Source organism: Cellulomonas algicola, assembly GCF_019024305.1.
GTDB lineage: Bacteria > Actinomycetota > Actinomycetes > Actinomycetales > Cellulomonadaceae > Cellulomonas > Cellulomonas algicola.
Genome location: NZ_JAHKSJ010000030.1, coordinates 23,497 through 43,826, shown reverse-complemented (window position 1 = coordinate 43,826; position 20,330 = coordinate 23,497). Strand labels below are relative to the sequence as shown.

Below are 20,330 nucleotides of genomic sequence, written 5' to 3'. Positions count from 1 at the left end.
CCGCACCGTCCGCGCAGCCCGCACAGCACGCGCAGCCCGCACCGTCCGCGCAGCCCGCACAGCACGCGCAGCCCGCACCGTCCGCGCAGCCCGCACCGTCGCCGTGAGGCTCCGTGCCGGACCGGTGCCGGCCACCCGACCGTCCGTCCGTCGGCGTCGGGGCGCGTCGCCGTGCGTACGGCTACGGTGACCGGATGGGCCCCCTGCACACGTACGCGATCGACGTGACCTGGACCGGCGCCGGCACGCGCGGCACCGCGAGCTACACGTCCTACTCCCGGGACCACGACGTGCAGATCGGCTCCAAGCCGCCGCTCCCGGGGTCGTCCGACCCGGCGTTCCGCGGCGACCCGGGCCGCTACTCGCCCGAGGAGCTGTTCGTCGCGTCGATCGCGCAGTGCCACATGCTGTGGTTCCTGCACCTCGCGGCCGTCGAGGGCGTCGTCGTGGTCGCGTACCGCGACGAGGCGGTCGGCACCATGCGGGTCGAGGCCGCCGGCCACGGCCAGTTCACCGAGGTCGTGCTGCGACCGCGCGTGACCGTCGCGCACGGACGCCACCTCCCCGACGGTTCGCCCGTCACCGACGAGGTGCTCGGACGACTCCACCACGCGACGCACGAGCACTGCTTCATCGCCCGCTCGGTCAACTTCCCGGTCCGCCACGAGCCGACGACCGTCCGGTTCGCACCTGCCCGGACGGCCGCAGCGCCGACCGACGCTCCCGCCCCCGCCTCCGCACCAGGGACCTGACGCGCACACCGACCGCGCCGACGGACGCCTCGCGCCGCGCTGCGGTCGTGCGACGACGACGGTGCGTCACGCGGTCGCGCGCTCGCGCTCCTGGTCGACCTCGGCCTCGAGCACCTCGGCCAAGAACCGGCCCGTGTGGCTCGCCGCGACGCCCGCGACGTGCTCCGGCGTGCCCTCGGCGACGACCGTGCCGCCACCGCTGCCACCCTCCGGGCCCATGTCGACGATCCAGTCGGCGTTCTTGATGACGTCGAGGTTGTGCTCGATCACGATGACGCTGTTGCCCTTGTCGACGAGCGACTGCAGCACGCCGAGCAGCTTGCGGATGTCCTCGAAGTGCAGACCCGTGGTCGGCTCGTCGAGCACGTAGATCGTCCGGCCGGTCGACCGCCGCTGGAGCTCGGCGGCGAGCTTGACGCGCTGCGCCTCGCCACCGGACAGCGTGGGCGCGGGCTGCCCGAGCCGCACGTAGCCGAGACCCACGTCGACGAGCGTCCGCAGGTGGCGGGAGATCGCCGGGACGGCGGCGAAGAACTCGGCGGCCTCCTCGATCGGCATCGCGAGCACGTCGGCGACCGTCTTGCCCTTGAAGTGCACCTCGAGCGTCTCGCGGTTGTAGCGCGCGCCGTGGCACACCTCGCACGGGACGTAGACGTCCGGGAGGAAGTTCATCTCGATCTTGAGCGTGCCGTCGCCGGAGCACGCCTCGCAGCGGCCGCCCTTGACGTTGAACGAGAACCGGCCGGGCGTGTAGCCGCGGACCTTGGCCTCGGTCGTCTCGGCGAACAGCCGGCGGACGTGGTCCCAGACACCGGTGTACGTCGCGGGGTTCGACCGCGGGGTCCGGCCGATCGGGCCCTGGTCGACGTGCACGACCTTGTCGAGGTGCTCGAGCCCGGTGACGCGCTTGTGCCGTCCGGCGACCTGCCGGGCGCCGTTGAGCTCGTTGGCGAGGACCGTGTAGAGGATCGAGTTGACCAGCGTCGACTTGCCCGAGCCCGAGACGCCGGTGACGGCGGTCAGGGTGCCCAGCGGGAACGACACGTCGATGCCCTGCAGGTTGTGCTCGCGCGCGCCGACGACGGTGAGCTGCCGTTCCCGGTCGACCTTGCGACGCTCGACGGGCATCGGGATCGACCGGCGGCCCGACAGGTACGCGCCGGTGACCGACTCCTTGGCCTTGAGCAGGCCGGTGAAGTCGCCGGAGTGCACGACGCGGCCGCCGTGCTCACCGGCGCCCGGGCCGATGTCGACGATCCAGTCGGCGGTGCGGATCGTGTCCTCGTCGTGCTCGACGACGATGAGCGTGTTGCCCAGGTCGCGCAGGCGCGTGAGCGTGTCGATGAGCCGGCGGTTGTCGCGCTGGTGGAGCCCGATGCTCGGCTCGTCGAGGACGTACAGGACGCCCACGAGGCCCGACCCGATCTGGGTCGCGAGCCGGATGCGCTGGGCCTCGCCGCCGGACAGCGTCGCCGCCGGCCGCGTGAGCGAGAGGTAGTCGAGGCCGACGTCGAGCAGGAAGCCGAGGCGCGCCTGGATCTCCTTGAGGACCTGCGCGGCGATCGCCCGCTCCCGCTCGCCGAGCTCGAGCCCGTCGAGGAACGTCCGCGCCTCCCGGATCGGGAGCGTGCAGACGTCGGCGATGGACTTGCCACCGACGCGGACCGCGAGCACCTCGGGCTTGAGGCGCGCGCCCTTGCAGACCGGGCACGGGACCTCGCGCATGAAGGCCTCGTACTTCTCCTTGCTCCAGTCCGACTCCGTCTCGGAGTGGCGGCGCTCGAGGAACGTCACGACACCCTCGAACCCGGTGGAGTACGACCGCTCGCGACCCCAGCGGTTCTTGTAGCGGACCTTCACCTCGTGGTTCTGGCCGTACAGCACCGCGTCCTTCGCACGCTTCGGCAGCGCGCGCCACGGGACGCTCGTCGAGAAGCCCATGTCCTGGGCGAGCGCACCGAGCACCCGCGCGAAGTACTCGCTCGAGATCTGCGCCCACGGCGCGACGGCACCCTCGTCGAGCGAGAGGTCCTCGTCCGGGACGATGAGGTCGGGGTCGACCTCGAGCCGGGACCCGATGCCGGTGCACTCGGGGCACGCGCCGTACGGCGCGTTGAACGAGAAGGTGCGCGGCTCGATCTCGTCGAGCGCGAGCACGTGGTCGTTGGGGCACGCGCGGTTCTCGGAGAAGCGACGCTCGCGGTGCGGGTCGTCCGCGTCGGCGTCCACAAGTTCGACGACGAGCAGACCGCCGGCCAGACCGAGCGCGGTCTCCACCGAGTCCGTGAGGCGGCGCTGGACTCCCTCGCGCGACACCAGGCGGTCGACGACGACCTCGATGTCGTGCTTGAGCTTCTTCTCGAGCGTCGGCGGCTCCGTGAGCTGGACGACCTCGCCGTCGACGCGGGCCCGCGAGAAGCCCTTGCCCTGGAGCTCCTTGAAGAGGTCGGCGTACTCGCCCTTGCGACCGCGGACGACCGGCGCGAGCACCTGGTACCGCGTGCCCTCGGGCAGCTCGAGCAGCCGGTCGACGATCTGCTGCGGCGTCTGCGCGGTCACGCGCTCGCCGCACTCGGGGCAGTACTGCGTGCCCGCGCGCGCGAACAGCAGACGCAGGTAGTCGTACACCTCGGTGATGGTGCCGACCGTCGACCGCGGGTTGCGGTTGGTCGACTTCTGGTCGATCGACACCGCGGGCGACAGGCCCTCGATGAAGTCGACGTCGGGCTTGTCCATCTGCCCGAGGAACTGGCGCGCGTACGCGGACAGCGACTCGACGTATCGCCGCTGCCCCTCCGCGAAGATGGTGTCGAACGCGAGCGAGGACTTCCCCGAGCCCGACAGACCCGTGAACACGATGAGCTTGTCGCGCGGGAGGTCGAGGTCGACGTTGCGGAGGTTGTGCTCGCGGGCGCCCTGCACCACCAGTCGATCGTTCACGGCGGGAAGTCTACGTCGCCCCACCGACACGTCGCACACGTGTTCGACCCGAGCGAACACGCGCCGACCCCGTCGCGGCGGGCACGATGGGCCCATGACGTACACCGGCGAGGCGCGGTCCGGCGGCCCGACCGACGTGCGGGTCCTCGACGAGGTCGAGATCCGCAAGGTCAGCGTCGGCCCGACGGACAACGACGCGTACCTGGTCACGTGCCGCCGTCAGCACGCGCAGCTGCTGGTCGACGCCGCGGACGAGCCCGACCGCCTGCTCGCGCTCGTCCGCGAGGGCTCGGGCGCGGCGCGCCTCGACACGGTCGTGACGACGCACCGGCACCCCGACCACCACCGGGCACTCGCGTCGGTCGTCGCCGTGACGGGCGCGACGGTGGCGGCGGGGGCCGCGGATGCGGCGGAGATCACAGCGGCCACGGGTGTCCCCGTCGACCGCACCCTCCGCGACGGCGACGTCGTCCTGGTCGGTCACGTCACGCTCGAGGTCGTCGCGCTGCGCGGCCACACCGACGGCTCGGTCGCGCTCGTCTACCGCGAGCCCGAGCGGGTGTCCGAGGCCGACGCGGTCCCCGGTCGCGCGCACGTCTTCACCGGCGACTCGCTCTTCCCCGGCGGCATCGGCAACACCGGCGGTGATCCTGCCCGTTTCGACCGGCTGCTGACGGACGTCACGACGCGGCTGTTCGACCGGCTCGACGACGACACGTGGGTCTACCCCGGCCACGGCCGCGACACGACGCTCGGCGCGGAGCGTCCGTACCTCGACGCGTGGCGCGACCGCGGCTGGTGACCGCACGACGTCCCGGCCCGGGTGATGCCTCCGCTCAGTCCTCGAGCGGTCCCAGGACGGACGTCGCGACCGTCGCGTGCGCCGACTCGTCGTCGGACGGGTGGAACATCCCGGCGAGGACGTCGCGGTAGAGCCGCGCGAGCTCGCTCCCGGAGAAGTACGAGCCGCCACCCGACACGCGGATCGCGAGGTCGACGACGGTGCGCGCCGTCTCCGTCGCCCGCACCTTGAGCCCGACCAGCTGCGCGAACCACCGGGCGCCGTGCTCGGCCTGCTCGTCGACGTCGCGCGCGAGGGCGAACACCTGCAGCTCGGCGCCGTCCTGGGCGAGCGCCGCGTCGGCGACCTTCCAGCGGATGTCCGGGTCCTGCGAGTAGGCCCGCCCGTCGTGCTTCATCGAGGTGCGACGGCGTGTCGCGGCGACGCCGAGCTCGAGCGCGCGACGCCCGATCCCGGTGTAGACGGCCGCGAGCAGGATCTCGAACACCGCGAAGAGCGCGAAGACGAACGGGTCGCCGCTCGGACCGGGCGGCAGCCGCCGGTAGACACGGTCCGCGGGCGCGAGCGCGCCGTCGAGCACGGTCGTCGCCGACTGCGTGGCGCGCATGCCGAGGGTGTCCCAGTCGTCCTTCGCGGTCGTGCCGCCGTCCTCGCGGGCCACCACCCCGTGCACCAGACGCGGGTCGTCCGGGTCGCTGTCGTCGAGACCGAAGGTCGCGAGGCGCGTCCACACCGGCGAGAGCGACGTGAAGATCTTGGTGCCGTAGTAGCGGTAGCCGCCGTCGGGCTGCCGCTCGGCGCGCGTCCGGGACCCGAACATCACGAGGTCGTTGCCCGCCTCGGAGTTGCCGAACGCGAACACCTCTCCCGCGGCGGCGTCGGTCAGGACGAACGTGAACGCGTCGTCGCCCCGCTCGACGAGCAGCGCCGCGAGGCCCGTGACCACGAGGTGCATGTTGACCGCGAGAGCCGTCGCCGGCGCCGCCGCCGCGAGGCGGACCTGCTCGCGCGCGACCTCCTCGAGCGACAGGCCCGCCCCGCCGAGCCGCTCGGGCACGAACGCCGCGAGGTAGCCGGCCGCGCGCAGGTCCTCGAGGTCGTCGTGCGGGAACGTGTTGTCGCGGTCGTGCCCCGACGCGCGCTCCCCGACGCGGTCGAGCAGGTCGTCGGTCAGGAGCGTGCGGAGCGTGCGGGCCATGCGGCCACTCTGCCACCGTCCGGCGGACCCACCGACCGTGGGTCGCGACGCCGGTGCAGGATGGGCGCATGCCGACCTACGCCGTGTCCTACACCTACGACGAGCGCGTCGACGTGCGCGACCGCGTCCGACCCGAGCACCGCGAGTACCTGCGGTCGCTCGCCGACGACGGTCTGCTGCTCGGCTCGGGCCCCTACACGGACGGCGACCCGGGCGCTCTCCTGGTGTTCCGGGCGAAGGACCGGGCCGCCCTCGACGCACTGCTCGCCGCCGACCCGTTCGCGCGCGAGGGGATCGTCGCCGCGACCGCGGTGCGCACGTGGGACGTCGTCCTCGGTCCGTGGAGCGCGTCCTGACACGAGTCCCACCGCGGGTCGACGACGTCGGCGCGCAGACGACGACGCCCCGGACCCTCCGCGCGGAGGACCGGGGCGTCGTCGTGCGTGTCAGGCGTCGGTCGACGTGACCGCGCGGGCGTCGTTGCGCGTCTTCACCAGGCTGGCGACGGTCGCGACGGCGAGGGTGCCGAGGATGAACGTGAGCGACAGCCAGATCGGGATCTCCGGCGCCCACGTGACGGGCTCGCCGCCGTTGATGAACGGCAGCTCGTTGACGTGCAGCGCGTGCAGCACCAGCTTGACGCCGATGAACCCGAGGATCACCGCGAGGCCCTGCGAGAGGTAGACCAGGCGCTCGAGCAGCCCGCCGATGAGGAAGTACAGCTGGCGCAGGCCGAGCAGCGCGAACGCGTTGGCCGTGAACACGATGTACGGCTCCTGCGTGAGCCCGTAGATCGCGGGGATCGAGTCGAGCGCGAAGAGGATGTCGGTCGAGCCGATGGCGATCATCACGACGAGCATCGGCGTGAAGAACCGCTTGCCGTCGATCCGGACGGTCAGCTTGTCGCTGTGGTACTCGTCCGTCGTCGGGACGACGCGCTTGAACCAGCGCACGGCGACGCCGTCGCCCACCTTCTCGTCCTCGGGGTGGTCGGGGTCGTGGTGCTCGCGGGCGAGCTTCACGGCGGTGTACACGAGGAACGCGCCGAAGATGTAGAAGACCCAGGAGAACTGCTCGATCGCCGCGGCGCCCGCGAGGATGAACAGCGTGCGCAGCACGAGCGCGATCGCGACGCCGACCAGCAGGACCTTCTGCTGGTACTCACGTGGCACCGCGAACTTCGTCATGATGATGAGGAAGACGAAGAGGTTGTCGACCGACAACGACTTCTCGGTGATGTAGCCCGCGAAGTACTGGGACCCGAAGTCCCAGCCGGTCACGATGCCCAGACCGATCCCGAAGAGGATCGCGAGCACGATGTAGAAGATCGACCAGCGCACGGACTCCTGGAAGGTGGGAGCGTGCGGGGTCCGCACGTGCGCGAAGAAGTCGAAGAAGATGAGGCCCACCACCGCGACAGCGGTGACGATCCAGACCCACACAGCAACGTCCACAGGAACAACCTCCGGTACGGGAACGACGTCGGGTACCGAAGGTCTCCCCCACCCGCTGCTCCGGGCCGAGCGCCCCGGGGACCGCTGGGTCCCGTGCTGACGACACGCTCGCTCGTGGGGTACTCCCCTTCAGGCTGTCAGCGTAGGTGACGAAAGTCCCGGGGTCATCCGCGCGCGCCGGATGTGCCGAGCGTCACATGCGTACGCATGCACAGCTCCGCCGCGGCCGTGCCGGCCCGAGGCCGCGCGTCAGGCCGTCGCCGCCTGCATCTGCCGCAGCTCCTTCTTCAGCCCCGAGATCTCGTCGCGCAGGCGCGCCGCGAGCTCGAACTGCAGCTCGCCGGCCGCGGCGTGCATCTGGTCCGTGAGCTCCTGGATCAGCCCCGCGAGCTCACCCGCCGCCGCACCCGTGAGCCGCGTCCGTTCGTCACGCGGCGCACCCTTCGACCCGAAGCCGGGGACGGGCGCCTTGCCGCGGCTCGCCTGCCGACCGGCGCCACCCAGCAGCTCGGCGGTGTCGGCGTCCTCGCGCGCGAGCAGGTCGGTGATGTCGCCGATCTTCTTGCGCAGCGGCTGCGGGTCGATCCCGCGCTCGGTGTTGTACGCGATCTGCTTCTCGCGGCGGCGGTTCGTCTCGTCGATCGCGAGCGTCATCGCGGGCGTCATCTTGTCGGCGTACATGTGCACCTGCCCCGACACGTTGCGCGCGGCGCGCCCGATCGTCTGGATGAGCGACTTCCCGGACCGCAGGAAGCCCTCCTTGTCGGCGTCGAGGATCGCGACGAGCGACACCTCGGGCAGGTCCAGGCCCTCGCGCAGCAGGTTGATGCCGACCAGGACGTCGTACTCGCCGAGCCGCAGCTCGCGCAGCAGCTCGACGCGGCGCAGCGTGTCGACCTCCGAGTGCAGGTACCGCACCCGGACGCCCTTCTCCAGGAAGTAGTCCGTGAGGTCCTCGGCCATCTTCTTGGTCAGGGTCGTGACGAGGACGCGCTCGTCCTTCTCGACGCGGTCGTGGATCTCGCCCAGGAGGTCGTCGATCTGGCCCTTCGTCGGCTTGATGATGACCTCGGGGTCGACCAGACCGGTCGGCCGGATGATCTGCTCGACGACGCCGTCGGACATCGACAGCTCGTAGTCGCCGGGCGTCGCGGACAGGTAGACGGTCTGCCCGATCCGCTCGACGAACTCCTCCCACCGCAGCGGCCGGTTGTCGGTCGCGCTCGGCAGGCGGAACCCGTGCTCGACGAGCGCGCGCTTGCGCGACATGTCGCCCTCGAACATCGCGCCGATCTGCGGGACCGTCACGTGCGACTCGTCGATGACGAGCAGGAAGTCCTCGGGGAAGAAGTCGAGCAGCGTGTTCGGTGCCGAGCCGGCCGTCCGGCCGTCGATGTGCCGCGAGTAGTTCTCGATGCCCGAGCACGAGCCGATCTGGCGCATCATCTCGATGTCGTACGTCGTGCGCATGCGCAGCCGCTGCGCCTCGAGCAGCTTGTTCTGGCTCTCCAGCTCGGCGAGACGCGCCTCGAGCTCGAGCTCGATGCCGTGGATCGCGCGCTCCATGCGCTCCGGGCCGGCGACGTAGTGCGTCGCCGGGAAGATCATCATCTGCTGCTCGCCGCGGACGACGTCGCCCGTGAGCGGGTGCAGCGTCGCGATCGCCTCGATCTCGTCGCCGAAGAACTCGATCCGGACGGCGAGCTCCTCGTACATCGGGATGATCTCGACGGTGTCGCCGCGCACCCGGAACGTGCCGCGCGTGAACGCGAGGTCGTTGCGCGTGTACTGCATCTGCACGAACTGGCGGAGCAGCTGGTCCCGGTCGATCTGCTGCCCGACCTCGAGCGTCACCATCCGGTCGACGTACTCCTGCGGCGTGCCCAGGCCGTAGATGCACGACACCGACGCGACCACGACGACGTCGCGCCGGGTCAGCAGCGAGCTCGTCGCCGAGTGCCGCAGGCGCTCGACCTCGTCGTTGATCGACGAGTCCTTCTCGATGTAGGTGTCCGTCTGCGCGATGTACGCCTCGGGCTGGTAGTAGTCGTAGTACGAGACGAAGTACTCGACGGCGTTGTTCGGCAGCAGCTCGCGGAACTCGGTGGCGAGCTGCGCGGCGAGCGTCTTGTTCGGGGCCATCACCAGCGTGGGGCGCTGCACCTGCTCGATGAGCCACGCGGTCGTGGCGGACTTGCCGGTGCCGGTCGCGCCGAGCAGGACGACGTCCTTCTCCCCCGCGTTGATGCGCCGGGCGAGGTCGGCGATCGCCGTCGGCTGGTCGCCCGACGGCTGGAACTCGGACACCACCCGGAAGGGCGCGACGGTCCGCTGGAGCTCGGTGACGGGACGCATGCCTCCACGGTACGGGGCACCACCGACACGCGCCGGGCCCCTCCCCCACGCGCGAGCACGCGGTCCCGCGCGGCACGCGAGCGCCGGTCGCGCGCGCCACGGGAGCGGCCGGAGCCACGACGCCCGGCGTGCCGACCGGCACCACCGGAGCGACGCGGGGCCACGAACGCACCCGACCGAGCGTCAGGCCTCCGCGCCCGCCGTGACCCGCACGTCGTGGTGCACGCGCGCCGCCGTGCGGACGACCGCCGCGACCGCGCGCGCGGAGTCCTCGACCGGGAGCCCGGGGCCGTCGCCGGCCTCGTGCGGGTCCCGCGGCACGTGCACGAACCCGCCGCGCACGCCGTCGCGGCCGTCGAGCAGGTGCGCGAGCGCGTAGGACGTCGCGTTGCACACGTAGGTGCCCGCGGTGTTCGACACCTCGACGGGCACGCCCTCCTGAGCGACCGCGGCGGCGCACGCCTTGACCGGCAGCGACGAGAAGAACGCCGCCGGGGCACCGGCGATCACGGGCACGTCGACGGGTGCCGACCCGTCGGCGTCGGGGATGCGCGCGTCGATGACGTTGACCGCGACCCGCTCGAGGCCGACCGCGCCGCGCCCGCCGGCCTCGCCGACGCACACGACCACGTCGGGCGACAGCTCGGCGACCGCGGCACGCAGCTCCTGACGTGCCCGGCGGAACGACACGGGGAGCCGACGCACGACGAGGTCGACGTCCGGCTCGTCCCACGCGTCCCGCACGAGCGCGACCGCGTCCCACGACGCGTTGACGGGGTGGCCGTCGAACGGCTCGAACCCCGTCAGCAGGACGCGCGTCACGGGGTCTCGGCCGCGAGCTCGTCGGCGCGCTCGACGGCGAGCCGGTCCCACAGGTCGTCGACCTGGGTCCGCAGGTCGTCGTCGCTCCCGGTGCCGTCGAGCACCACGTCCGCGACCGCGAGCCGCTCGTCGTCGGCGGCCTGCGCGGCGACGCGCTGCTCGGCGTCCTCACGCGACATCCCGCGCAGCCGCACGAGCCGCTCGACGCGCAGCACGGCGGGCGCGTGCACGACGACGAGGACGTGGAAGGAGTCCGCCTGGCCGGTCTCGACGAGGAGCGGGATGTCGTGCACGACGACCGCCCCGTGGTCGACGACCGCGGCCGCGGCCTCGCGCTCCGCGGCGAGCCTCCGGACGACCGGGTGGACGATGCCGTCGAGCCGGCGCCGTGCGTCCGCGTCGGCGAACACGATCGACGCGAGCGCGGGCCGGTCCAGCGTCCCGTCCGCAGCGAGCACCCCGTCGCCGAACTCCGCGACCACCGCGTCGAGGCCGGCGCTGCCGGGGGCGACGGCCTCGCGCGCGAGCTCGTCGGAGTCGATCACCACCGCACCCAGCTCGCGCAGCCGTCGTGCGGCCACGGACTTGCCGGCCGCGATGCCTCCGGTCAACCCGATGCGTTGCATGCGCCCCATCCTGCCGGACGGTCGCCGGGTACGCCGACGGGCCGGCCACCCGCAGGTGACCGGCCCGTCGAAGGACTCACCGGGGACGGGCCCCGGACGAGATCAGTTGCCCGTGAGCTTCTCGCGCAGAGCGGCGAGCGCCTCGTCGGACGCGAGGGTGCCGGTGGCCTCCTCGGTGGACGACGAGTACGTCGACGGCACGGCGCCGCCGCCGGTGCTGCCGCCGTCGCCCGACGTCGCAGCCTCCGCGTCGGCCTTCGCGGCCTCGGCGACCTGCTTGCGGTGCGCCTCCCAGCGCTCGTGCGCGGCCGCGTACTGGGCCTCCCACGTCTCGCGCTGCGACTCGAAGCCCTCGAGCCACTCGTTGGTGGTCGGGTCGAAGCCCTCGGGGTACTTGTAGTTGCCCTGCTCGTCGTACTCGGCCGCCATGCCGTACAGCGCGGGGTCGAAGTCCTCCGAGGCCGGGTCGAAGCCCTCGTTGGCCTGCTTGAGCGACAGCGAGATGCGGCGACGCTCGAGGTCGATGTCGATGACCTTGACGAAGACGTCGTCGCCGACCTGGACGACCTGCTCCGGGATCTCGACGTGCCGCACGGCCAGCTCCGAGATGTGGACCAGACCCTCGATGCCGTCCTCGACGCGCACGAACGCACCGAACGGGACGAGCTTCGTGACCTTGCCGGGGACGACCTGGCCGATGGCGTGCGTCCGGGCGAACGCCTGCCACGGGTCCTCCTGCGTCGCCTTGAGCGACAGCGAGACCCGCTCGCGGTCGAAGTCGACGTCCAGGACCTCGACCGTGACCTCCTGGCCGACCTCGACGACCTCGGACGGGTGGTCGATGTGCTTCCAGGACAGCTCGGAGACGTGCACGAGCCCGTCGACGCCGCCGAGGTCCACGAACGCACCGAAGTTGACGATCGAGGAGACGACACCGGGGCGCACCTGGCCCTTCTGCAGCGTCTGCAGGAAGGTGGAGCGGACCTCGGACTGCGTCTGCTCGAGCCAGGCACGGCGCGACAGGACGACGTTGTTGCGGTTCTTGTCGAGCTCGATGATCTTCGCCTCGATCTCCTTGCCGACGTACGGCTGGAGGTCGCGGACGCGACGCATCTCGACGAGCGAGGCGGGGAGGAAGCCGCGCAGACCGATGTCGAGGATGAGGCCACCCTTGACGACCTCGATGACGGTGCCGGTGACGACGCCGTCCTCCTCCTTGATCTTCTCGATCGTGCCCCACGCGCGCTCGTACTGCGCCCGCTTCTTGGACAGGATCAGCCGGCCTTCCTTGTCCTCCTTCTGGAGGACCAGGGCCTCGACCTCGTCGCCGACCTTGACGACCTCACCGGGGTCCACGTCGTGCTTGATGGACAGCTCGCGGGAGGGGATGACGCCCTCGGTCTTGTAACCGATGTCGAGCAGGACCTCGTCGCGGTCGACCTTGACGATGGTGCCCTCGACGATGTCGCCATCGTTGAAGTACTTGATGGTGGCGTCGATCGCGGCGAGGAAGTCCTCGGCCGAGCCGATGTCGTTGACCGCGACCTGCGGGGTGGCGGGCTTCGCGGGGGTGGAGATGCTCATGTAGGGATGGGCTCCGTTGCGGACAGGAAGTTGTGCGGACAGGATGTCGGTGCTGGTCGCCGGCCCTGCGAGGGGCGATCTCCACCGCCGGGACGAGATCCCGGGTGGCGAGGTCGGACCTGGAGGAAGGCGCGCGGCACCGCCGTCCACCTTATCGGGGTGCTTGCGGGCAGGTCAAAGCGCGTCCCGCCCACCGCGTTCGGCCCGCGAGGGAGCGGACGCGGCGGACCCCTCGGCCGTCAGGCGAGAGCCCGGGCGACCGACAGCAGCTCGTCCGGCACGTGCTTGACCTTGCCCGCGATCTCGCTCAAGGGGACCAGCTCGACCTTCTCGCCGCGCAGCGCCGTCATGACGTCCGAGCGGCCCTCGGTGATCGCGTCGATCGCCGCGACGCCGAAGCGCGAGCCGAGGATGCGGTCGGTCGGCGACGGCGTCCCGCCGCGCTGCACGTGGCCGAGCACCGTGACGCGCGTGTCGAAGCCCGTGCGCTGCTCGATCTCGGACTTGAGCCGCTCGCCGATCGCGCCCGCGACGATCTCACCGAACTTGCCCACCTGGGTCTCGTAACGCATCGACGTGCCCTCCGCGGGCACCGCGCCCTCGGCGACGACGACGATCGAGAAGCTCGCGTGCGCGCGATGGCGGTGCTTGAGGAACCGCTCGATGCGGTCGATATCGAACGGCGCCTCGGGGGCGAGCACGAGCTCGGCTCCCCCGGCGATGCCCGCGGTCGCGGCGATCCAGCCCGCGTGCCGGCCCATGACCTCGACGATCATCACGCGGTTGTGCGACTCGGCCGTCGTGTGGATGCGGTCGATGGCCTCGGTCGCGATCGAGACGGCGGTGTCGAACCCGATCGACTGGTCGGTGCCCCACACGTCGTTGTCGATCGTCTTCGGGATCGCGACGATGCGGACGCCCGCCTCGGCGATCTTGCTCGCGGCGTGCAGCGTGCCGTCGCCGCCGATGCAGATGAGCGCCTCGATGCGCTCGGCCTCGAGCGTCGCGAGGACCGCGTCGATACCGCCGTCGCCCTTGTGCGGGTGGAAGCGGGCCGTGCCGAGCAACGTGCCGCCGACGGGCAGGACGTTGCGGATGTGGCTGCGGGTCAGCGGGATCGACAGGCCGTCGACGACGCCCTTCCACCCGTTGCGGAAACCGATGATCGAGTGGCCGTACTGCCCCTCGCCGTGCTTGACGACGGCGCGGATCGCGGCGTTGAGCCCGGGGACGTCGCCGCCTCCGGTGAGCAGACCGACACGCACGGGTGACTCCTGACAGACGACGGGTGGGGGACGACGTCAGCGCTCCGTCGGGCTGCCGCGCACGTCAGCCTAGCCGTGACCAGGCGCGTCACCCGTGCCTTCGGTCCCGGTCCGTGTCGCCGGCCCGACGGTACGCGGGCGGTCAGACGCCGAGCTCGAGGGTCCGGCCGGGGATCGCGTCGAGCAGCGTGCGCGTGTACGCCGTCTGCGGGTCGTCGAACACGTCGTCGGCCGTGCCCTGCTCGACGACCCGCCCCTTCTCCATGACGCAGACGACGTCGGCGATCTGCCGCACGACGGCGAGGTCGTGGCTGATGAAGAGGTAGGACAGGCCCAGGCGCGACTGCAGGTCGGCGAGCAGGTGCAGGATCTGGGCCTGCACGACGACGTCGAGCGCCGACACCGCCTCGTCGCACACCACGAGCTCGGGCTCGAGCGCGAGTGCCCGGGCGATCGCGACGCGCTGCCGCTGGCCGCCCGAGAGCTCGCCCGGGTAGCGGCGCAGCAGCTCGGTCGGGAGCGCGACGTCCTCCATGAGGGCGTGCACGCGGTCGCGGCGTTCGGCGGGGGTGCCGATGCGGTGGGCGCGCAGCGGCTCCTCGATGGTCCGGTAGATGGTGAACAGCGGGTCGAGCGACGCGTACGGGTCCTGGAAGATCGGCTGCACGCGGCGACGGAACGTCACCTCGGCGGCGCGGTCGCGGCCCGAGCCGACGTCGACGCCGTCGAACCGGATCGTGCCCGACGTGGGCTCGGTGAGGCCGAGCATCATGCGCGCGACGGTCGACTTGCCCGACCCGGACTCCCCCACGAGCGCGACGGTCCGGCCGCGCGGCACGGTGAAGCTCACGTCGTCGACGGCCGTGAAGTCCGTGGACCGGCTGAACAGGCCGCGGCCGCGCAGCTTGAACACCTTGGTCACGTGCTCGACCTCGACGATGGTGTCGGGCCGCGCGCCGGCGTCCGCCGCGGCGGGCGCGTCGGCGGTCGCGGTCGTGACGCCCTCGCCGAGCGACGGCGCGAGCAGGTCCTCGGCCGCGACGTCGGCGTCCCCGGTCTCCTTGGCGATCGCGATGCGCCGCGACGCGAGCGACGGCGCGGCGGCGATGAGGCGGCGCGTGTACTCGTGCTGCGGGTTCTGCAGGATCTGCCGGGCGGGGCCCTTCTCGACGACCTCCCCGCGGTACATGACGACGACCGTGTCGGCCCGCTCGGCCGCGAGCCCGAGGTCGTGCGTGATGAGCAGGACGGCGACCCCGAGGCGTGCGGTGAGCGCGGTGAGGCCGTCGAGGATGGTGCGCTGGACGGTGACGTCGAGCGCGGACGTCGGCTCGTCGGCGACCAGCAGGCGGGGTCGCGCGGACAGGCCCATCGCGATGAGCGCACGCTGCCGCATACCGCCCGAGAACTCGTGCGGGTACTGCTGCGCGCGTCGTGCCGCGTCGGGCAGGCCGGCCTCCTCGAGCAGCTCGACGGTGCGCGCCTGCGCGGCCGACCCGCGGGCGACGTCGTTGTCCTCGAGCGCCTCGACGATCTGCGAGCCGACCCGGCGGACGGGGTTGAGGTTCGACATCGGGTCCTGCGGGACGAGGCCGATCTGCGCACCGCGCAGGCGCGACATCTCCGCCGCGCTCAGACGCACGACGTCCTGGCCGTCGAAGAGGATCTCGCCGCCCGTGACCGCGCCGTTGGCCGCGAGCAGGCCGAGCACGGCCGCGGCCGTCGTCGACTTCCCCGAGCCGGACTCCCCCACGACCGCGACGGTCTCGCCGGGGTGGACGTCGAGGCTGACGCCGCGCAGCGCGGTGGTCGACCCCGCGTCGGTGCGGAACTGCACCTCGAGGTCGCGCACGGAGAGCAGCGGCTCGCCGCCGAAGAGACCTGCCACGTCACTCACCGCTTCCTCGACCGGGGGTCCAGCGCCTCGCGCAGCGCCTCGCCGAACAACGTGAACCCGAGCGCCGTGACCGCGATGCACGCGCCCGGCCACAGGGCCAGCCGCGGCGCGATCTCGAGCTCGTTCTGGGCCGAGGTGAGCATGCGCCCCCACTCGGCGGTGGTCGGCGAGCCGCCGCCGAGGCCCAGATAGGACAGGGCCGCGGCCTCGATGACGGCGGTCGCGAGCAGCAGCGTCGCCTGGACGATGACGGGCGACACGCTGTTCGGCAGGACGTGGCTCATCGTCACGGTCCGCTTGCTCAGACCCAGCGACCGCGCGGCCAGCACGTAGTCCTGCCCACGTTGCGCGAACATCGAGCCGCGCAGCAGCCGCGCGAAGATCGGGACCTGCACGACGCCGATCGCGATGACGACGGCCGCAGGGGTCTGACCCGCGATCGCCGCGATGGACACCGCGAGCAGCAGGCTCGGGACCGCGAGCAGCAGGTCGACGAACCGCATGATGACGTTGTCGGTCGCGCCGCCGAGCCCGCCGGACAGCGCGCCCAGGACGAGCCCGCCGAGCAGGCCGAACAGCGTCGACAGCACACCGATGAGCAGCGACGCCCGAGCGCCCCAGACGAGCTGCGAGAACAGGTCGGCGCCGTACCGGTCGAGGCCGAGCAGGTACTCGTCCGACGGTCCGGGGATGTACGTCGGGCGGACCTCGGCGCGACCCGGCAGCTCGCCCGCGTCGTACGGCGCGATGAGCGGCGCGAACACCGCGACGAGGATGAACACCACGACGATCGCCGCGCCGACGATCGCGCCCGGGTTGCGGCGCAGGCGCCGCGCGGCGAGGCGCCAGTGGGACGCGCCCGCGAGGCGCGCCTCGTCGGTCGCGCGCCCCTGGCCCAGCGGTGCGTTGGGGACCTCGTAGACCTCGGGCGCGCTCATCGCGTCGCCCGGGTGCGCGGGTCGATGAAGCCGTACGAGACGTCGACGACGAGGTTCACGAGTGCGTACACCACCGCGATGATGAGGATGAAGCCCTGCAGGACGGCGTAGTCCAGGTTGAAGATCGCGTTCGCGAGGAAGCTCCCGATGCCGGGGAACGCGAACACGGTCTCCGTCAGGACCGCGCCGGACAGCAGGAGGCCGACCTGCAGGCCGATGGTCGTGGCGACGGGCAGCATCGCGTTGCGCAGGATGACGCGTCGTCGCAGGCGGTCCGGTCCGAGGCCCTTGGCGCGGGCGGTGCGGACGTAGTCCGCGTCCTGCACCTCGATGACGGACGACCGCGTGATGCGGGCGATGATCGCGAGCGGGATCGACCCGAGCGCGATCGCGGGGAGCACGAGGTGCATGAGCGCGTCCCAGCTCGCGTCCCACTCCCGCGTGAGGATCCCGTCGAGGACGTAGAACCCCGTGGGGTGCGTCGCGATCATCGTCGGGTCCTGCCGTCCGGTGGACGGGAACCAGCCGAGGTTGACCGCGAACGCCCACTTGAGCAGGAACGCGAGGAAGAAGACGGGAATCGTCACGCCGATGAGCGACGCGACGACCGTGAGGTGGTCGAGCGGACGACCCTGGCGGCGGGCCGCGACGTAGCCGAGCGGGATCGCGACCCCGACGGCGACGATCAGCGCGACCACGGTGAGCTCGATCGTCGCGGGGAACCGGTTGGTGAACTCCTCGAGGACCGGCCGGCCGGTCCGGGTGGAGACGCCGAAGTTGCCCTGGAGGAGCTGCCCGAGCCAGGTGACGTACTGCTGGATCAGCGGCTTGTCGAAGCCGTAGAGCTCGTTGACGCGGGCCACCGCCTCCGGGGTGGCGCGCTCCCCCAGGAGGGCCGTGGCAGGACCTCCCGGGAGAGCGCGCACCCACAGGAACAGCAGGACCGACAACCCGAGCAGGGTGGGGACGAGCAGCGCGAGGCGCCGCAGGATCAGTCGGGTCATCGAGTGGTGCGGTCTCTCTCAGCTGCCGAGCGTGATCACGTTGTAGACCTCGTCCTGGACCGGCGAGGCCGGGTAGCCCTTGACGTCGTCCTTGAACGCGAGTGACGGGACCGGGTGCGCGAGCGGGATGCCGGGCAGGAACTCCAGGAGCTCGGCGTTCGCGGCCTCGTACGCGGCCTTCTGCTCGTCGATGTCCGCGACGTACCGGGCGTCGTTGATCGCCTGGAAGATCGCGGGGTCGTCGAAGCCCCACTCGTTCGAGGGCCCGCCGAAGAAGACCCCGATGAAGTTGTAGGTGTCGTTGTAGTCACCGGTCCAGCCGAGCAGGTGCAGGCCGTGGTCCGGGGTGCCCTGGATCTTGTCCAGGTACTCCGGGTTCCACGGGTCCGGCACGGCGTTGACGGTGATGCCGACGGCCTCGAGGTCCGCCTTGATCGCCGTGAAGACCTGCTCGGGCGTCGGCATGTACGGCCGCGAGACGTTGGTCGGGTAGTTGAAGTCGAGCGTGAGGTTCGACTGGCCGGCCTCGGCGAGCAGCGCCTTGGCCTTGTCCGGGTCGTAGTCGTACGTCTCGACGTCGGCGTTCCAGCCGGAGACCGACGGCGGGACGAAGTTCGTCGCGACCTCGGTGCCCTCGGGGAGCGTCTGGGCGACGAGCGCCTCCTTGTTGATCGCGTACGCGATGGCCTGCCGGACGCGCAGGTCCGCGAGCTCGGGCTTCGCCTGGTTCATCGCGAGGTACAGGATGTTGAACGGCTCGCGGTTGACGATCTGGAAGCCGTCGCTCTTGAGCGCCTCGACGTCCGCGGGACCGACGAGGTCGTACCCGTCGATGTCGCCGGCCTGGAGGGCCTGCCGCCGCGCGGTGGCGTCGGAGATGATCGGGAAGACGATCCGCTTGATCTGGCCCTGCTCGCCCCAGTAGTCCTCGTTCGCGACGAGCACGACCTCCTCGCCCGGGCTCCAGGAGTCGAACGTGTAGGGGCCCGTGCCCGTGGGGTGCGCGTTCGCGTACTCGGGCAGGACGGGTGCGTCGCCCTCGCCGGTGACGTTGTCGGCGTCGTACTCCTCGAGCGCCGTGGGCGACTGCATCGAGAACGACGGGAGCGACAGCGCCGAGATGAGCTCGGGCAGCGGGCTCTTGAGGTGGACGACCGCGGTCGACGCGTCGGGCGCCTCGCAGCTCTCGTACTTGCCGGTGCCGTTGAGGGTCTCGACGTCGCTCGTCGCGAAACCGCCGTTGACCTTCTGCCAGTAGTACGACAGCGACTCGGACTGCAGCACGCCGGTGAAGTTGTTCCACCGGTCGAAGTTGAAGCACACCGCGTCGCCGTCGAAGTCGGTGCCGTCCTGGAACTTCACGCCCTCCTTGAGCTGGAAGGTGTAGTCCAGGCCGTCGTCGCTCACCTCCCACGACTCCGCGAGGAGCGGGGCCGGGTCGGCGGTGCCCGGCTCGGTGCCCACGAGACCTTCGAAGATCTGCCGGGCGACACGGAACGACTCGCCGTCGTTCGCGAAGGCGGGGTCGAGCCCCGCCGGGTCGGAGGACGCGGCGAAGATGAACGTGTCGCGTCCACCGCCGCTCGCGCCGTCGGTCGAGCCTCCGTCGGAGTCACGATCGCTCGCGGCGCACGCCGTGAGCGCGAGTGCTCCGACCGTCGAGACGGCCACCAGCTTCCAGGACTTCACCACGACCACCCTTCGTCGACGGGGTACCGGCACGCCGGGCGCCGGAACGGCCCAGAGGCTAGGCGGCCCACGTGACCACGTTGTTACGCGGGAGTACCTGCTCGTTACGTGCCAGTACGTTCACTGGTCGCGGGCGACACTAGCGACATGTCTGGAAATTACAACCCGGCCGAGCCCGACCCGCTCGCCGACGCCGGCTACCGCGAGCTCCCCGACGCCGAGGGTGGGGCCGCGGGACGCGGGTGGTGGGACGCCAACGCCGAGGAGTACCTGGACGAGCACGGCGCGTTCCTCGGGCCTGCCGACTTCGTGTGGTGCCCGGAGGGCCTGCGCGAGGAGGACGCCGGGCTGCTCGGCGAGGTGACCGGTCGGCGCGTGCTCGAGGTCGGCGCCGGTGCGGCCCAGTGCGCGCGCTGGCTGGGCACGCGCGGCGCGCACGTCGTCGCGACCGACGTGTCGCACGGGATGCTCGCGGGCGGGCTGCGGTACGACGCGGCGGAGGGCACGCGCACGCCGCTCGTGCAGGCGGACGCCCGCGCGCTGCCGTTCGCGGCGGACTCCTTCGACGCCGCCTTCACGGCCTTCGGCGCGATCCCGTTCGTGCCCGACGCGGAGCGGGTCCACGCCGAGGTCGCGCGCGTGCTGCGGCCCGGCGGGCGGTGGGTGTTCGCCGTGACGCACCCGCTGCGGTGGGCGTTCCCGGACGACCCGTCCGCGCACGGCCTCACGGCGACGCGCTCGTACTTCGACCGCCGGCCGTACGTCGAGACCGGTGCGTCGGGCCGGGTCCTGTACGCCGAGTACCACCGCACGGTCGGCGACCACGTCGCCGAGCTGACCGGCGCGGGGTTTCTTCTCGAACGGCTCGTCGAGCCCGAGTGGCCCGCCGGGCACGAGCGCGTCTGGGGCGGCTGGGGTCCCGTGCGCGGCGCGCAGCTGCCCGGCACGGCGATCTTCGTCACGCGCCTGCGCTGACGGACCGCGCACGGCGGCCCGGGGTGCGG

The 20,330-nt window shown here is 71.8% G+C and carries 16 protein-coding genes; 4 read left to right on the top strand and 12 right to left on the bottom strand.

All coding sequences use genetic code 11. The features are described from left to right. Window positions 1-194 precede the first annotated feature (194 nt). Entirely contained in the window at window positions 195-752 is a 558-nt protein-coding gene (locus KOV94_RS18400; protein ID WP_218052827.1) for an OsmC family protein, read from the top strand. Between the two features lie 66 nt (window positions 753-818). Here the strand turns inward: KOV94_RS18400 and uvrA are convergent, their stop codons facing one another. Next, entirely contained in the window at window positions 819-3,692 is a 2,874-nt protein-coding gene (gene uvrA, locus KOV94_RS18395) for an excinuclease ABC subunit UvrA (protein ID WP_124341734.1), read from the bottom strand. Window positions 3,693-3,786: 94 nt separating this feature from the next. Here uvrA and KOV94_RS18390 point away from each other — a divergent pair, with 94 nt between their 5' ends. Continuing rightward, entirely contained in the window at window positions 3,787-4,494 is a 708-nt protein-coding gene (locus KOV94_RS18390) for an MBL fold metallo-hydrolase (protein WP_218052826.1), read from the top strand. Between the two features lie 34 nt (window positions 4,495-4,528). On the opposite strand, the gene KOV94_RS18385 is transcribed toward KOV94_RS18390, so the two are convergent. Continuing rightward, window positions 4,529-5,692: an acyl-CoA dehydrogenase family protein gene (locus KOV94_RS18385; protein ID WP_124341736.1), complete on the bottom strand. Its 1,164-nt coding sequence runs from the start codon at window positions 5,690-5,692 to the stop codon at window positions 4,529-4,531. 68 nt (window positions 5,693-5,760) lie between these two features. On the opposite strand from KOV94_RS18385, the gene KOV94_RS18380 reads away from it, so the two are divergent. Beyond that, entirely contained in the window at window positions 5,761-6,048 is a 288-nt protein-coding gene (locus KOV94_RS18380) for a YciI family protein (RefSeq protein WP_124341737.1), read from the top strand. A gap of 90 nt (window positions 6,049-6,138) precedes the next feature. Here the strand turns inward: KOV94_RS18380 and KOV94_RS18375 are convergent, their stop codons facing one another. From KOV94_RS18375 to KOV94_RS18330, 10 genes are all read right to left on the bottom strand, one after another. Next, complete coding sequence (locus KOV94_RS18375) at window positions 6,139-7,146, bottom strand: TerC family protein (RefSeq protein ID WP_124341738.1); 1,008 nt, start codon at window positions 7,144-7,146, stop codon at window positions 6,139-6,141. Between the two features lie 249 nt (window positions 7,147-7,395). Then, window positions 7,396-9,501, bottom strand: a complete 2,106-nt coding sequence (uvrB, locus tag KOV94_RS18370) for an excinuclease ABC subunit UvrB (protein ID WP_124341739.1) — start codon at window positions 9,499-9,501, stop codon at window positions 7,396-7,398. 183 nt (window positions 9,502-9,684) lie between these two features. Further along, entirely contained in the window at window positions 9,685-10,323 is a 639-nt protein-coding gene (pcp, locus tag KOV94_RS18365; RefSeq protein ID WP_218052825.1) for a pyroglutamyl-peptidase I, read from the bottom strand. Then, the gene (gene coaE / locus KOV94_RS18360; protein WP_124341741.1) at window positions 10,320-10,949 is read right to left on the bottom strand and encodes a dephospho-CoA kinase; all 630 of its coding nucleotides are present in this window, start codon (window positions 10,947-10,949) and stop codon (window positions 10,320-10,322) included. The genes pcp and coaE overlap by 4 nt, the downstream gene beginning before the upstream one ends. 102 nt (window positions 10,950-11,051) lie before the next feature. After that, window positions 11,052-12,533 (bottom strand): 30S ribosomal protein S1, encoded by a 1,482-nt coding sequence (gene rpsA, locus KOV94_RS18355; RefSeq protein WP_162351936.1) that lies wholly within the window; start codon window positions 12,531-12,533, stop codon window positions 11,052-11,054. Window positions 12,534-12,772: 239 nt separating this feature from the next. After that, entirely contained in the window at window positions 12,773-13,798 is a 1,026-nt protein-coding gene (locus tag KOV94_RS18350; RefSeq protein WP_218052824.1) for a 6-phosphofructokinase, read from the bottom strand. Window positions 13,799-13,940: 142 nt separating this feature from the next. Then, entirely contained in the window at window positions 13,941-15,695 is a 1,755-nt protein-coding gene (locus KOV94_RS18345; RefSeq protein WP_218052823.1) for a dipeptide ABC transporter ATP-binding protein, read from the bottom strand. After that, window positions 15,692-16,633: an ABC transporter permease gene (locus KOV94_RS18340; protein ID WP_124341745.1), complete on the bottom strand. Its 942-nt coding sequence runs from the start codon at window positions 16,631-16,633 to the stop codon at window positions 15,692-15,694. The genes KOV94_RS18345 and KOV94_RS18340 overlap by 4 nt, the downstream gene beginning before the upstream one ends. Further along, entirely contained in the window at window positions 16,630-17,637 is a 1,008-nt protein-coding gene (locus KOV94_RS18335) for an ABC transporter permease (RefSeq protein ID WP_124341746.1), read from the bottom strand. Before KOV94_RS18335 ends, KOV94_RS18340 begins: the two co-directional genes overlap by 4 nt. Window positions 17,638-17,655: 18 nt before the next feature. Continuing rightward, window positions 17,656-19,326 (bottom strand): ABC transporter substrate-binding protein, encoded by a 1,671-nt coding sequence (locus KOV94_RS18330; protein WP_218052822.1) that lies wholly within the window; start codon window positions 19,324-19,326, stop codon window positions 17,656-17,658. A gap of 147 nt (window positions 19,327-19,473) precedes the next feature. Here KOV94_RS18330 and KOV94_RS18325 point away from each other — a divergent pair, with 147 nt between their 5' ends. Beyond that, window positions 19,474-20,301, top strand: a complete 828-nt coding sequence (locus KOV94_RS18325) for a class I SAM-dependent methyltransferase (RefSeq protein WP_218052821.1) — start codon at window positions 19,474-19,476, stop codon at window positions 20,299-20,301. The last annotated feature ends 29 nt before the right edge of the window (window positions 20,302-20,330 follow it).

Excerpts from the sequence above, each read along its gene's own strand:
- KOV94_RS18400 (WP_218052827.1), top strand. The coding sequence starts at position 195 with ATGGGCCCCCTGCACACGTACGCGATCGACGTGACCTGGACCGGCGCC.
- KOV94_RS18390 (WP_218052826.1), top strand. The coding sequence starts at position 3,787 with ATGACGTACACCGGCGAGGCGCGGTCCGGCGGCCCGACCGACGTGCGG.
- KOV94_RS18385 (WP_124341736.1), bottom strand. The coding sequence starts at position 5,692 with ATGGCCCGCACGCTCCGCACGCTCCTGACCGACGACCTGCTCGACCGC.
- KOV94_RS18380 (WP_124341737.1), top strand. The coding sequence starts at position 5,761 with ATGCCGACCTACGCCGTGTCCTACACCTACGACGAGCGCGTCGACGTG.
- uvrB (WP_124341739.1), bottom strand. The coding sequence starts at position 9,501 with ATGCGTCCCGTCACCGAGCTCCAGCGGACCGTCGCGCCCTTCCGGGTG.
- coaE (WP_124341741.1), bottom strand. The coding sequence starts at position 10,949 with ATGCAACGCATCGGGTTGACCGGAGGCATCGCGGCCGGCAAGTCCGTG.
- rpsA (WP_162351936.1), bottom strand. The coding sequence starts at position 12,533 with ATGAGCATCTCCACCCCCGCGAAGCCCGCCACCCCGCAGGTCGCGGTC.
- KOV94_RS18340 (WP_124341745.1), bottom strand. The coding sequence starts at position 16,633 with ATGAGCGCGCCCGAGGTCTACGAGGTCCCCAACGCACCGCTGGGCCAG.
- KOV94_RS18335 (WP_124341746.1), bottom strand. The coding sequence starts at position 17,637 with ATGACCCGACTGATCCTGCGGCGCCTCGCGCTGCTCGTCCCCACCCTG.
- KOV94_RS18325 (WP_218052821.1), top strand. The coding sequence starts at position 19,474 with ATGTCTGGAAATTACAACCCGGCCGAGCCCGACCCGCTCGCCGACGCC.